This window comes from Modestobacter roseus (assembly GCF_007994135.1).
Taxonomy (GTDB): domain Bacteria; phylum Actinomycetota; class Actinomycetes; order Mycobacteriales; family Geodermatophilaceae; genus Modestobacter; species Modestobacter roseus.
On sequence record NZ_VLKF01000001.1, the window covers coordinates 1,082,627 to 1,095,262 of the forward strand.

Annotated in this window: 14 protein-coding genes; 11 read left to right on the plus strand and 3 right to left on the minus strand. The window is 74.2% G+C overall.

Annotated features, from left to right (window positions below; genetic code table 11):
* The 6 genes from JD78_RS05195 (at position 1) to JD78_RS05220 (ending at position 4,234) form a co-directional block, all read left to right on the plus strand.
* Positions 1-621 (plus strand): riboflavin synthase, encoded by a 621-nt coding sequence (locus JD78_RS05195; protein ID WP_153360762.1) that lies wholly within the window; start codon positions 1-3, stop codon positions 619-621.
* Complete coding sequence (locus JD78_RS05200) at positions 618-1,898, plus strand: bifunctional 3,4-dihydroxy-2-butanone-4-phosphate synthase/GTP cyclohydrolase II (protein ID WP_153360763.1); 1,281 nt, start codon at positions 618-620, stop codon at positions 1,896-1,898. Before JD78_RS05195 ends, JD78_RS05200 begins: the two co-directional genes overlap by 4 nt.
* Before the next feature lie 79 nt (positions 1,899-1,977).
* The gene (gene ribH, locus JD78_RS05205; protein WP_153360764.1) at positions 1,978-2,502 is read left to right on the plus strand and encodes a 6,7-dimethyl-8-ribityllumazine synthase; all 525 of its coding nucleotides are present in this window, start codon (positions 1,978-1,980) and stop codon (positions 2,500-2,502) included.
* Positions 2,499-2,762 (plus strand): phosphoribosyl-ATP diphosphatase, encoded by a 264-nt coding sequence (locus JD78_RS05210; RefSeq protein ID WP_153360765.1) that lies wholly within the window; start codon positions 2,499-2,501, stop codon positions 2,760-2,762. Before ribH ends, JD78_RS05210 begins: the two co-directional genes overlap by 4 nt.
* A 57-nt stretch (positions 2,763-2,819) precedes the next feature.
* Complete coding sequence (gene hisG / locus JD78_RS05215; RefSeq protein ID WP_166520998.1) at positions 2,820-3,686, plus strand: ATP phosphoribosyltransferase; 867 nt, start codon at positions 2,820-2,822, stop codon at positions 3,684-3,686.
* Between the two features lie 71 nt (positions 3,687-3,757).
* The gene (locus JD78_RS05220; RefSeq protein ID WP_166520999.1) at positions 3,758-4,234 is read left to right on the plus strand and encodes a hypothetical protein; all 477 of its coding nucleotides are present in this window, start codon (positions 3,758-3,760) and stop codon (positions 4,232-4,234) included.
* A gap of 33 nt (positions 4,235-4,267) precedes the next feature.
* On the opposite strand, the gene JD78_RS05225 is transcribed toward JD78_RS05220, so the two are convergent.
* Positions 4,268-5,335, minus strand: coding sequence for an oxamate carbamoyltransferase subunit AllH family protein (locus JD78_RS05225; RefSeq protein WP_153360767.1), 1,068 nt, complete (start codon positions 5,333-5,335; stop codon positions 4,268-4,270).
* A gap of 293 nt (positions 5,336-5,628) precedes the next feature.
* Here JD78_RS05225 and JD78_RS05230 point away from each other — a divergent pair, with 293 nt between their 5' ends.
* The 4 genes from JD78_RS05230 (at position 5,629) to JD78_RS05245 (ending at position 10,722) form a co-directional block, all read left to right on the plus strand.
* The gene (locus JD78_RS05230; protein WP_153360768.1) at positions 5,629-7,569 is read left to right on the plus strand and encodes a PucR family transcriptional regulator; all 1,941 of its coding nucleotides are present in this window, start codon (positions 5,629-5,631) and stop codon (positions 7,567-7,569) included.
* A 121-nt stretch (positions 7,570-7,690) separates the two neighbouring features.
* Positions 7,691-9,148 (plus strand): uracil-xanthine permease family protein, encoded by a 1,458-nt coding sequence (locus JD78_RS05235; protein ID WP_166521000.1) that lies wholly within the window; start codon positions 7,691-7,693, stop codon positions 9,146-9,148.
* A 73-nt stretch (positions 9,149-9,221) separates the two neighbouring features.
* On the plus strand, positions 9,222-9,875 hold the full coding sequence (locus JD78_RS05240) for an NUDIX domain-containing protein (protein ID WP_153362653.1): 654 nt from the start codon (positions 9,222-9,224) through the stop codon (positions 9,873-9,875).
* Between the two features lie 88 nt (positions 9,876-9,963).
* A complete protein-coding gene (locus JD78_RS05245) occupies positions 9,964-10,722 on the plus strand; it encodes an SDR family NAD(P)-dependent oxidoreductase (RefSeq protein WP_166521001.1) in 759 nt (252 codons plus the stop codon).
* Positions 10,723-10,725: 3 nt separating this feature from the next.
* Here the strand turns inward: JD78_RS05245 and JD78_RS05250 are convergent, their stop codons facing one another.
* On the minus strand, positions 10,726-11,118 hold the full coding sequence (locus tag JD78_RS05250) for an SRPBCC family protein (protein WP_153362527.1): 393 nt from the start codon (positions 11,116-11,118) through the stop codon (positions 10,726-10,728).
* 150 nt (positions 11,119-11,268) lie between these two features.
* Between JD78_RS05250 and JD78_RS05255 the strand changes: the two genes are divergently transcribed.
* Positions 11,269-12,183 (plus strand): DMT family transporter, encoded by a 915-nt coding sequence (locus JD78_RS05255; RefSeq protein ID WP_166521002.1) that lies wholly within the window; start codon positions 11,269-11,271, stop codon positions 12,181-12,183.
* Between the two features lie 7 nt (positions 12,184-12,190).
* On the opposite strand, the gene JD78_RS05260 is transcribed toward JD78_RS05255, so the two are convergent.
* Positions 12,191-12,571 carry an ArsR/SmtB family transcription factor gene (locus tag JD78_RS05260; RefSeq protein WP_228395462.1) on the minus strand — a complete coding sequence of 127 codons (381 nt, stop codon included), beginning with the start codon at positions 12,569-12,571 and terminating at the stop codon, positions 12,191-12,193.
* Between the last annotated feature and the right edge of the window lie 65 nt (positions 12,572-12,636).

The following is a 12,636-nucleotide window of genomic DNA, read 5'->3' on the forward strand; positions in this document are numbered from 1 at the left end:
GTGTTCACCGGCATCGTGGAGGAGCTCGGCACCCTGGTGGCGCGCGCGGAGGGACCGGACAGCGCCGTGCTGCACATCCGGGCGGCGCGCGCACTCGAGGACGTCGCGCTGGGCGACTCGATCTCGGTCAACGGCGTCTGCCTGACCGTCACCGGCGTGGCCCACGACGAGGCCGACGGCACCGGCGTGTGGACCACCGACGTCATGGCCGAGACGCTGCGTCGCAGCAGCCTGGGTGCCACCGGCGTCGGTGACCCGGTGAACCTGGAGCGTGCCGTGACCGCGGCCACCCGGCTGGGCGGCCACATCGTGCAGGGCCACGTCGACGGCGTCGGCACCGTGGTCTCCCGCACGCCCGGCGACCACTGGGAGGTCGTGCGGATCTCCGCGCCGGCCGACCTGGCCCGCTACGTCGTCGAGAAGGGCTCGATCACCGTCGACGGCGTCTCGCTCACCGTCAGCGCGCTCGCGGACACGCCCGAGCCGTGGTTCGAGGTGAGCCTCATCCCGACCACGCTGCGCGAGACGACCCTGGGCAGCCGCGCTCCCGGTGACCCGGTCAACCTGGAGGTGGACGTCATCGCCAAGTACGTCGAACGACTGTTGGGAGCCCGCGCATGAGCTGGCAGCTGGACTCCGTCGAGGACGCCATCACGGCGATCAAGAGCGGCCGGGCGGTCGTCGTCGTCGACGACGAGGACCGGGAGAACGAGGGCGACCTGATCTTCGCCGCCGAGCTCGCCACCCCCGAGCTGGTGGCGTTCATGGTCCGGTACACGTCGGGCTACATCTGCGTCGCGGTCACCGAGGGCGACGCCGACCGGCTGGACCTGCCGCCGATGTTCCGGGTCAACCAGGACCGCCGCGGCACCGCCTACACCGTCACCGTCGACGCCCGCGAGGGCGTCACGACCGGCATCTCCGCCGCCGACCGGGCGCACACCATCCGGCTGCTGGCCGACGCCGGGACCAACGCCGCCGACCTCGCCCGCCCCGGGCACATCGTGCCGCTGCGCGCCAAGGACGGCGGGGTGCTGCGCCGGCCCGGGCACACCGAGGCCGCCGTCGACCTCGCCGTGCTCGCCGGGCTGCGGCCGGCCGGCGCGCTGTGCGAGGTGGTCAGCGAGAAGGACCCGGTGGGCATGGCCCGCGGCGACGAGCTGCGCGTCTTCGCCGACGAGCACGACCTGGTGATGATCTCCATCGCCGACCTCATCGCCTACCGCAAGCGCTTCGACAAGCTGGTCGAGCGGGTCGCCGAGGCCCGGGTGCCGCTGGCGCCGGGGGAGTTCACCGCGGTGGGCTACCGCAGCTCCTACGACGAGCGGGAGCACGTCGCCTTCGTCTACGGCGACATCGACGACGGGCAGGACGTGCTGGTCCGGGTGCACTCCGAGTGCCTCACCGGCGACGTCTTCGGCTCGCTGCGCTGCGACTGCGGTCCGCAGCTGCAGGCGGCGCTGGCCGCTGTCGCGCAGGAGGGCCGCGGCGTCGTGCTCTACATCCGCGGCCACGAGGGCCGGGGGATCGGCCTGCTGCACAAGCTGCAGGCCTACCAGCTGCAGGACTCCGGCGTGGACACCGTCGACGCCAACCTGGACCTGGGCCTGCCCGCCGACGCCCGGGACTACGGCACCGGCGCGCAGATCCTCGTCGACCTCGGCATCCGCACCATGCGCCTGCTGACCAACAACCCGGCCAAGCGCGCCGGGCTCGAGGGCTACGGGCTCAAGATCACCGGCCGGGTCGGTCTCCCCAGCCACGTCACCGCGGACAACCTCGGGTACCTGCGCACCAAGCGCGACCGGATGGGGCACCTGCTGGACATCATCGAGCCGGAGCCCGAGGGCGACGTCCCGGCCGAGCCGGTGCGGCGCGCCGACGAGCAGCCGATGTGACCGGTTGCCGCCCGGTCGACCGGCACACTGCACCGTCGTCACCGCGCAGCACGCGCACCAGCACGTTCGAGGAGAGGTCATGAGCGGGTCCGGAACCCCCCAGCAGGAGCCCATCGACGCCAGCGGCCTGACCCTGGGCATCGTCGCCGCCACCTGGCACCGCGACATCGCCGACTCCCTGCTGGAGCGGGCGGTCGCGTGCGCCGAGGCCGCCGGCATCCCCACGCCGACCGTGGTGCGGGTCCCCGGCGCCATCGAGCTGCCGGTGGTGGCCCAGGCGCTGGCCGCCACCCACGACGCCGTCGTCGCCCTCGGGGTCGTCGTCCGCGGTGGGACCCCGCACTTCGAGTACGTCTGCGACTCCTTCACCGCCGGGCTCACCCGGGTGTCGCTGGACGCCGGCAAGCCGATCGGCAACGGCGTGCTGACCACCGAGGGCGAGCAGCAGGCCCGGGACCGCGCCGGCATGGACGACTCCGGTGAGGACAAGGGCTGGGAGGCCACCGCCGCCGCCCTGCAGACCGCGCTGGTCCTCCGCGACCTGCGCGCGCCCAAGCAGAGCACCGGCTTCGGCGTGAACCCGGCGGGGGAGAGCGGCGCGTGAAGTCCTTCGACGAGCTGTTCGCCGAGCTGAGCGCCAAGGTGGCCGCCGGCGACGAGACCTCCGGCACCGTCACCGCCGTCCGGGACGGCGTGCACGCCGCGGGCAAGAAGGTCGTCGAGGAGGCCGCCGAGTCCTGGATGGCCGCCGAGCACGAGGGCGCCGACCGGACGGCGGAGGAGATCAGCCAGCTGCTCTACCGCGTGCAGGTGCTGATGCTCGCGCGAGGACTGTCGCTGCAGGACGTCTACGCTCACCTGTGACAACGGGCCCCCTCGCAGGGAGCCGGCCGTTCCACCCACTCATGTAGGAGTTCCCCAGTGCTGCGCGTCGCCGTGCCCAACAAGGGGGTCCTCAGCGAACCCGCCGCCGCGATGCTCGTGGAGAGCGGGTACCGGCAGCGGCGCAGCACCAGTGAGCTGGCCGTGTACGACCCGGAGAACGACACCGAGTTCTTCTACCTGCGGCCCCGGGACATCGCGATCTACGTGGCGGCGGGCACGCTGGACGTCGGGATCACCGGCCGGGACATGCTCCTGGAGACCACGCCCACCGACGCCGGGGGCGCGGTGGCGGCCGAGGTGATGCCACTGGGCTTCGGGCGGTCCTCCTTCCGGTTCGCCAGCCCGGCCGACTCCCCGATCGACGACGTGGCGGCGCTGGAGGGCCGGCGGATCGCCACCGCCTACCCCGGCCTGCTGCAGCGCTTCCTGGACGAGACCGGCATGAAGGCCGCGGTGGTCAAGCTGGACGGCGCGGTGGAGACCGCCTGCCGGCTGGGCGTGGCCGACGCCGTCTGCGACGTCGTCGAGACCGGGACGACGCTGCGTGCGGCCGGGCTGCGGATCATCGGGGAGCCGGTGCTGGCCAGTGAGGCCGTGCTGGTCGGGCGGGCCGGCGCCGAGGAGGAGCCGGCGGTGGCCCAGCTGCGGCGCCGGCTGCAGGGCGTGCTGGTGGCCCGGCGCTACGTGATGCTCGACTACGACTGCCCCAACGAGCTGCTCGCCCAGGCGACCGCCCGCACCCCCGGGCTGGAGGGTCCGACGGTCAGCCCGCTGCAGACCGAGGGCTGGTCGGCGGTGCGGGCCATGGTGCGCAAGGACGACACCAACCGGGTGATGGACGAGCTCTGGGAGCTCGGTGCCCGCGCCATCCTGGTCACCACCATCGCCGCGTCGCGGCTGTAGTCGGCGCCTCGCGTCTGTAGTCGGCCGCGTCGCGGCTCGGGTCGGATGGCCGGAACGGCATGCTGGGCGGCATGCGCCGCCTCGCCGTCCCGGTCCTGGTCGTCCTGTCGCTGGCGGCCTGCGACTCGGGTCCCGGGGACAGCGGGGCTGACGCGCCCAGTGCCTCCCCGTCGTCGTCGGACCCCGGGAGTGACGACTACGTGGTCCTGGCCGGGGAGCAGTCGGTCATGGTCAGGATCGACGCGGGCGACGGTGACGCCCCGGAGCTGTACACGCTGTCCTGTCCCCACGAGGGAGACGTGTTCACGACGTCGAGCACCCTCCCGGACGCGGATGCGGCCTGCGCGCACCTGGGGGCGCTGACCGACCCGTTCGCGGAGCTGCCGGGCGACCAGACGTGCACCCAGGTGTACGGCGGGTCGCAGACGGCGCTGATCGCCGGGAACTGGGCCGGGGAGGACGTGCGGCTGGAACTGTCCCGGACCGACGGCTGCCGGATCGCCCAGTGGGACCGGCTGGCTCCGCTGCTGCCGGTCGACGTGGGCTGAGCCGGACCGCTCGAGGCGGTCCGGCTCAGCAGATCAGCGGCGGGTGGTGCGGTCGACCAGGTCGATCGCGGTGCACAGCCCGAGGGACATCGCCCGGCCGCTGGTCGACCCGGTCGCCAGCAGCGCCGCGATCGCCGGGGCCAGGGCGCCGTCGCCGACCAGGCCCCGCAGCACCGCTGCGTACTCCCCGCTGACCTGACCGGCGGCGGCGTGCCGCAGCAGGGCCCGGGAGAGCTCGGTGGTGCGGCCGGCGGCCAGTGAGGTGACCCCGGCGCCGAACCGCTCGGCCGCCGGGTGCCCCAGCAGCACCAGCCCGGCGGTCAGCCCGGCCAGCACGTCGTCACCGGCCGGGGTGAGCCCGGGGCCCAGCCCGATCAGCCGGGTGGCGGTGCGCAGCGCCGCGTCCAGGTCGGCGCGGCGGACCGCCCCGCGGAGCGCCGCGAGCGGGCCGCTGGGGCCGGTCGGCAGGCCGGGCAGGGAGAACGCGCTGTGCGGCACGCCCTCGCCGTAGAGCGCGGTGCGCAGCTGCCGGACGCCCTCGGGCAGCAGCGCCGGGCGGGTGCTGGGCAGCTTCGGGCGGGGGTCCCACCAGGCGGCTGCGCTGACGGTCAGGTCGCCCACCTCCAGCCGGCCACCCCCGACCCGGGCCGGGGCGCCGGCCGGCACGGAGACCAGCGGGCGGCCGTTGGCCGGGCGGAAGAGCACGCACCCCAGCGGCAGGCGCGCGGCGTCGGAGGTCAGCACGCCGACGACGTCCGGCCCCTGGGGCGTGGCGACCGTCAGGTAGACGGCGGCGGGCACCGACAGCAGCACCCGGGCGGCGCGGACCGGGCCACGCAGCAGGTCGGCCACCCCGGTGCTCGCCTGCGCGGGCACCGCGGTGCCCGCGGAGCGGGGGAGCGGCAGGCCCGTCGGCCGGGAGCCGGACGGCAGGTGGATCGTGGGGACCCCGGCACGGGCGGCCCGCCCCGACCGGGAGGACGGTGCGGTCACGGTCGTGCCGTGTGCCGTCCGGGTACCCGGTGTCGCGGCGTCCGGCCCTCTGGTGTCCGGAGCCCCGGCGTCGCCCTGCCCGCCGGTGCTCTCGTCGATGGTGCGCATGCGGCCCTCCACCCGTGCGGTCGCCGGGAGGTGGCTGGCAGCGCCGGCCCCGCCCGGTGTGCTCATCGAGGGCCGGCGAGCAGCGCTGCCGCCGCTGGTGCGCGGAGACGGCCTACCATCCGACCCGGGACACAGGACCGGGCCGCGAACCCCGTGGCGCGCCGTCCGGCTCTGTATGGCGATTCTCGCCAAGCTCGGCTTCTGCCGTCCAGGGACGTCTGACAGGATTCTCGTCGGATCGGTGAAGTCAGGGCGCATTGGGGGTACACAGAGTGACTGAACGTGAGGCGTCCGTGACATACGCTGCGCACAGCGAGCGGGCGGCTACCTTCAGTGCCGTCCCGGCGTCGATCGAGCCGGTGCTCTCGCAGCTGCCACCGTCGGACCGCACCGCTCTGCAGGACAGCATGGGCCTCACCGTCGACCAGCTGCTGCAGCTGCCGGGCCTGGCCGGCACGGTGGTCGTGGGCGGCGCCACCGGCACGCGGCGGATCGTCCGCCACGTCGAGGTCCGCGACCCTGGCGACCTGGAGTCCGCGGCCGGGCCCGACGTGCTCGTCGTCCTCTCCGCCCGGCTGCCCCAGGTCGACGCCGCGCAGTGCCGCGCGCTGATCGAGGGGCTGCACCGCGGGGGCAGCGGCGCGCTCGCGTTCCGGTCCGAGGGCGGCCCCGGGTCCCCGCAGGGCGAGCTGCCGGCCGAGCTGCTGGCCGAGGCCGACCGGCGTGGCTTCCCGGTGGTGGCGCTACCGGAGCCGACCCGGCGCGACGAGGTCGTCGCCGAGGTGCTCGGCGCGATCATCGACAAGCAGACGCAGGCGCTGAGCCTGGCCAACCGGATGCACAACCAGTTCATCGACGTGGCGCTGTCCGGCGGTGGGCTGGCCGAGGTGACCGTCCAGGTCTCCACCTTCCTCGCCGGCGCGGCCGTCCTCGGCCTGGGGCCGGACCGCGAGGTCGCCACCAGCGCCGGCCCGCCGGAGGAGGTGGCGGAGATCCGCGACTGGCTCTGGCTGCTCGACGCCGCGGCCGACGACGCCTTCGCCGACCTGACGCCCTCGCGGCGGCTGTCGGGCAACCGGGCCGACCAGGGGGCGGTCACCCCGGCCGACGTCTTCGCCGACGCCGACATGTCCCCGGCCGACGGCATCCTGCTGGTGCCCGGCCACCACGAGCTCCCCGGCGGGGTGGGGGAGTACGCCGTCGCCCCGATCATGGCCGGCGAGCAGCGGCACGGCTGGCTGGTGGCGGTCAACCGGCACGGGCCGATGCTGCTGGGCGCCGGGGCGGTGCTCGAGCAGGCCGCGGTCATCGCCGCGCTCTCGGAGATCCGCTCCCAGGCAGTGCACTCGGTGGAGCTGCGCTTCCAGGGCGACCTGGTGCGCCGGCTGGTCGGTGGCTCGTTCGGGCACACCGAGCGGGCGCTGGCCTACACCCGGTCCTTCGGCTGGCGGCTCGACGGCCCGGTCATCGTGCTGGTGACGGCGACCGAGACGGTCGCCGACGCCGGCGCGGACCCCACCCGGGCGCTGGACGTGCTCGACCGGCTCGCCGACGGGTGGCGGGCGGCCATCGACAGCGAGGTGGCCGGGGCCGCCGTCGCCGGGCTGGCCACCGAGATCGTCACCGTCCTGCCGCTGGACGGCCGGACGCCGGAGGAGCTCTCCGCGCTCGTCACGGCGGTCACCGCCCGGGTCAACGCCCGGCTGCGCCGGGTGGGCCGGCTGCTGGGCACCGGCATCGGCCGGCCGGCGGAGTCGCTGTCGGCGCTGGGCGAGGCCTACCAGCAGTCCCAGCGCGCGCTCGTGGTCGGTCAGGAGATCCACGGCGGGAACGCGGTCACGCACTTCGACCAGCTCGGGGTGTTCCGGCTGCTGTCGCTGATCCCGGACAGCAACGAGCTGCGCTCCTACGTCGACGAGGTGCTCGGCCCGCTGGCCGACTCCGCCGACGTCGACTCCAGCGACCTGCGCGACACCCTGCGCGTGCTGCTGGAGACCAACCTCAACGTCGCCGAGTCCGCCCGCCGGCTGCACTTCCACTACAACACGATGCGGTACCGGATCGGCAAGCTGGAGCGGCTGCTCGGGCCGTTCACCACCGACCCGACGCTGCGGCTGAACCTGCTCCTGGCGCTGCACGCCGCGCGCATCCGGGGCCTGGACCAGCCGCACCGCCCGCCGATGGAGGGGCTCGCGGCCGCGGTCCTGGACGACGGGCTCGACCTCCTCGCCTGAGGCGTGACCCGCCGAAACAGGAACGTGACACCCGGGCTCTGGTGCCCGCCCCGCGCATCTGCCACTGTGCGATCCCTCAGCGCTGAGCTACTTCGCTCGGGCGGGTGATCGAGGAGGACCGATGGCGTTCGGCTGGAAGCTGCACGGGGACGGCAAGGCCCCGGCACTGGGTGAGGCGGTCGCGCCCGACGAGCGGTTGTCCTGGCCGCTGACGGTCGGGATCGGCGCGCAGCACGTGGTGGCGATGTTCGGTGCCACCTTCGTCTTCCCGCTGATCATGGGGCTGGACGCCAACCTGGCGATCATGATGAGCGGGATCGCGACGATCATCTTCCTGCTCATCGTGCAGGGGAAGGTGCCCTCCTACCTGGGCACCAGCGCCGCCTTCGTCGGCGGCGTGGCCGCGGTCCGGGCGCAGGGCGGGGACAGCTCCGACGTCGTCGGCGCGATCCTGGTCTCCGGCATCGTGCTCGCGCTGATCGGCCTGCTCATCCAGCGGGCCGGCGTGGCCGTGGTGAACAAGGTGCTGCCCCCGGCGGTGACCGGTGCGGTCGTGCTGCTGATCGGCTTCAACCTGGCGCCGGTCGCCGCGGGCCTGTACTGGCCGGCGGACCAGTGGGTGGCGCTGGCCACCATGGCGTTCGTCATCGTCGTCTCGCTGGCGCTGCGCGGCTTCTGGGCCCGGATCTCGATCCTGCTCGGCCTGGTCTTCGGCTACCTGCTCTCGCTGCTGCTGGACACCTTCTCCCAGGCGGTCACCTACGACGACGCGGGCGTGGGCACGGCGCACGACCGGGTCGACCTCAGCGGCATCGGCGAGGCGCGCTGGTTCGGGCTGCCCGAGCTCACCGCCCCGTCGTTCTCGGTGAACTTCGCGCTGCTGGTGCTGCCCGCGGTGATCGCGCTCGTGGCCGAGAACGCCGGCCACGTGAAGGCGGTCGGGGAGATGACCAAGCGCGACCTGGACCCGGTGCTCGGCCGGGCGGTCTTCGCCGACGGCGCCGCCACCGTGGTCGCCACCTCGGTCGGTGGCTCGCCCACGACCACCTACGCGGAGAACATCGGCGTCATGGCCGCGACCCGGGTCTACTCGACCGCGGCCTACTACGTCGCCGCCCTGGTCGCGATCCTGCTGGGGCTGGTGCCGAAGTTCGGCGCGCTGGTCAACGCCACCCCGGCCGCGGTGCTCGGCGGGATCACCGTCGTCCTCTACGGGATGATCGGCCTGCTCGGCGCCAAGATCTGGAAGGAGAACCGGGTCGACTTCGCCAACCCGATCAACCTGGTGCCGCTCGCGGCCGGGATCATCATCGGCATCGGCGACGTCCAGCTGCGGTTCAGCGCCGACTACTCGATCGGTGGCATCGCCCTGGGCACGATCGTCGCCGTCGTCGGCTGGCACGTCGCCCGGCTGCTCGCCCCGGCGGAGATGCGGGAGGCCCTCTACCGCGAGGGTGGCTTCGCCGACGGCACCGGCCCGGCGCTGGGGTCCTCCGGCAGCCACTCGACCGAGGGTCGAGCCAACGACCCGGGCGGCGCGGACCCCTCCGACGTCGACCGGATCAACCGGACCCGCTGAACCCGTCCCACCGGCCCGGTCCCTCCCACGGGGCCGGGCCGGTGGCGCGTTCGCCCTTTCCTGGAGGAGGACCATGACCGCCGGCATCGACACCCCCGACCGGCGCGGCCGCACCGGCCTGGACCGGGTCGGTCGCGACGTGACCGGCAACGACGACGTCCGCGTGCGGAACGTCGAGCTGCTGTCCAGCGACTGGTACGTGCTGCGCAAGACCACCTTCGACCAGCGGCACCGCGACGGCCGCTGGACCACCGAGACCCGCGAGACCTACGACCGGGGCAACGGGGCGACGGTGCTGCTGTACGACGTCGAGCGCCGCACCGTGCTGCTCACCCGGCAGTTCCGGTTCCCGGCCTACGTCAACGGCCACCCCGACGGCATGCTGCTGGAGACCGCGGCCGGCCTGCTGGACGACGACGACCCGGTCACCGCCGTGCGCCGGGAGGCCGAGGAGGAGACCGGCCACCGTGTCGGCGAGCTCACCCACGTGTTCGACGTCTTCATGAGCCCGGGCTCGGTCACCGAGCAGCTGCACTGCTACGCCGGACCCTACGACGCGGGCACCCGCACCGACGACGGCGGCGGGCTGGCCGAGGAGGGCGAGGACATCGAGGTCGTCGAGCTGGGCTTCGACGAGGCGCTGGCCCGGATCGGCACCGCGATCATGGACGCCAAGACGATCCTGCTGCTGCAGTGGGCGGCGCTGTCGGGGCCCTTCGCCCACTGAGCCGGTGCGTCGGGCAACCGGTTGAGCCCGGTCCGTTCGGGGCACAGGCGCGTCCGAGGCCGCGTCCGGCGGCCAGGAGGAGGCACGCATGACCGAGTCCACCCGTCCGCTGCAGGGGAAGGTCGCCCTGGTCACCGGGGCCTCGTCGGGCATCGGCGAGGCGACGGCCGTCGCGCTCGCCGAGGCCGGCGCCGCGGTGGCGATCGGCGCCCGCCGCCGGGACCGGCTGGACGCGCTGGCCGAGTGGATCGGGAGCAGCGGTGCCCGGGTGCTCACCCTCGACCTCGATGTCACCGACGAGCAGCAGTGCCGGACGGCGGTCGAGCGCGCCCGCAGCGAGCTCGGCGGGCTGGACGTGCTGGTGAACAACGCCGGGGTGATGCTGCTGGGCACGATCGTCGGCGCGGACACCGAGGACTGGCGCCGGATGCTGCACACCAACGTGCTGGGCCTGATGTACATGACCTCCGCCGCCATCGACGGCATGGTCGAGCAGGGTTCCGGCGACGTGGTGAACGTCAGCAGCGTGGCCGGTCGCACCGCCCGGCTGGGCGCCGGGGTCTACAACGCCAGCAAGTGGGCGGTGAACGCCTTCAGCGAGTCGCTGCGCCAGGAGGTGACCCAGCGCGGGGTGCGGATCGGGCTGGTCGAGCCCGGCGCCGTGGCCACCGAGCTCTCCAGCCACATCACCCAGGCCGACGCGCGGCAGCAGTCGCAGCAGATGGCCGAGAGCATGCGCACGCTCGACCCGGAGGACATCGCCCGCGCGGTGCTCTACCTGGTCACCCAGCCGCCGCACGTGGCGGTCAACGAGGTGCTGGTGCGCCCCACCGACCAGCAGCGCTGATCGTCACCGTTCCAGGACGGCCTTGAGGGTGGCCAGGTCGGCGGTGACCGCGGCGGCGTCGGCCTCGAACGCGGCGTCGTCCATGCCCTGCTGGCGGCGGAGGGTGAAGACCACCTCGCAGCCCTCGCCGTCGGGCAGCACCCGCAGCGGGTTGGTCACCGTGGGGCCGTCGGGCAGGACGACGTCGTGGTCGAGCACGCCGAAGGCGTTCTCCGGGGCCATCCGCACGCGCACCCGGCCCATGGGGGAGTCGGCCACCCATTCGCCGTCGACCCGCGCGATGCCGGCGGCCAGCCCGGCAGCCCACCGGGGCAGGTTCGCCGGGTCGCGGGCCCAGGCGTAGACCTCGGCGGCCGGCCGGTCGATGTGCACGCTGAGGTGCCGGGACTCGCTCATGCCCGCATCGTGCCGCAGCCCACCGACGGGCGGTCCTCGATCACCGGTTGATCGCGTCGATCCGGCCATCGTCCGGGGCGGGACGGCCAGTCCCAGCACGACGGCCGGAAACCGCCGGATCCCGTCGGTGGCGGGCTCTACCTTCTCCTCGTGCCCGCTCCTCGACGCCCGTTGGTGCTGCTCGCCGTCGCCGTCACCGTGCTCGCCTGGGCCTCGGCGTTCATCGGGATCCGGGCGGTCGGGGAGGACCTCTCACCCGGCGCGCTTGCGCTCGGCCGGCTCTTGGTCGGCGCCGCCGTCCTCGGTCTGCTGCTGGTGCGCCGCGGCTGGGTCGCGCCGACGCCGGGGGAGTGGCGGCTGCTGCTGGTCTGCGGCGTCGGCTGGTTCGGCATCTACAACGTGGCGCTGAACGCCGCCGAGCAGCACCTGGACGCCGGCACCACGGCGATGCTGGTCAACATCGGCCCGCTGCTGATCGCCCTGCTCGCCGGGGTGCTGCTGGGCGAGGGCTTCCCGCGCTGGCTGATGATCGGGCTCGCCGTCGCCTTCGTCGGGGTGCTGCTCATCGGCCTGGCCACCCGAGAGTCCGGCGCCGACCTGGCCGGCGTGCTGCTCTGCCTGGTCGCCGCGGTCACCTATGCCGGCGGCGTGGTGGCGCAGAAGCCGCTGCTGCGCCGGCTGCCCGGGCTACAGGTCACCTGGACCGCCTGCGCGATCGGGGCCGTCTGCTGCCTGCCCTGGGCGGGCGCCCTCGTCACCGACCTGGGCACCGCCCCGGCGTCCTCGATCGCGGGCATGGTCTACCTCGGTGCGGTGCCGACGGCGATCGCCTTCAGCACCTGGGCGTACGCGCTCTCCCGGATGGACGCCGGCCGGCTGGGCGTGACCACCTACCTGGTGCCGCCGCTGGTCGTGCTCATGGGCTGGCTGCTGTTGGACGAGGTGCCGCCGGCGCTCGCGGTGGTCGGCGGCGTCGTCTGCCTGGCCGGAGTGGGCATCTCCCGCCGGCGGGGCCGGGTGCGCCGTCCGGTGCCGGTCCCGCAGGAGACCGCCACCACCGGCTGACGAGGCGTCAGACCCGGGCGTCCACGCCGGGCAGCGCGGCCACCACGGCGTCCATCGCGCCGGGCACCAGCGAGTAGTACGCCCACACCCCGCGCTTGTCCCGGGCCAGGAAGCCGGCGTCGACCAGCACCTTGAGGTGGTGGGAGACCGTCGGCTGGGACAGCCCCAGCGGCTCGGTGAGGTCGCAGACGCACACCTCGCGGCCCGCGCCGGCGGCGACCAGGGAGAGCACGCGCAGCCGGGCCGGGTCGGCCAGCGCCTTGAGCGTGCGGGCCAGCTCGCCGGCCCGTGCGGCGTCCAGCGCGCCGTCCAGGGCGGCCGGCGCGCAGCCGGGGCCGTCGTCGACCACGTGCAGGGTGAGCGCGCCCGCCGTTCCGCTGGAGTTCACCGGGCCAGTGTCGCGGCCGCATTGACGTCTGTCGATCCCTTGGGGCAGAGTCCCCCACGGATAGA

Excerpts from the sequence above, each read along its gene's own strand:
- JD78_RS05200 (WP_153360763.1), top strand. The coding sequence starts at position 618 with ATGAGCTGGCAGCTGGACTCCGTCGAGGACGCCATCACGGCGATCAAG.
- ribH (WP_153360764.1), top strand. The coding sequence starts at position 1,978 with ATGAGCGGGTCCGGAACCCCCCAGCAGGAGCCCATCGACGCCAGCGGC.
- JD78_RS05220 (WP_166520999.1), top strand. The coding sequence starts at position 3,758 with ATGCGCCGCCTCGCCGTCCCGGTCCTGGTCGTCCTGTCGCTGGCGGCC.
- JD78_RS05225 (WP_153360767.1), bottom strand. The coding sequence starts at position 5,335 with ATGCGCACCATCGACGAGAGCACCGGCGGGCAGGGCGACGCCGGGGCT.
- JD78_RS05235 (WP_166521000.1), top strand. The coding sequence starts at position 7,691 with ATGGCGTTCGGCTGGAAGCTGCACGGGGACGGCAAGGCCCCGGCACTG.
- JD78_RS05240 (WP_153362653.1), top strand. The coding sequence starts at position 9,222 with ATGACCGCCGGCATCGACACCCCCGACCGGCGCGGCCGCACCGGCCTG.
- JD78_RS05245 (WP_166521001.1), top strand. The coding sequence starts at position 9,964 with ATGACCGAGTCCACCCGTCCGCTGCAGGGGAAGGTCGCCCTGGTCACC.
- JD78_RS05250 (WP_153362527.1), bottom strand. The coding sequence starts at position 11,118 with ATGAGCGAGTCCCGGCACCTCAGCGTGCACATCGACCGGCCGGCCGCC.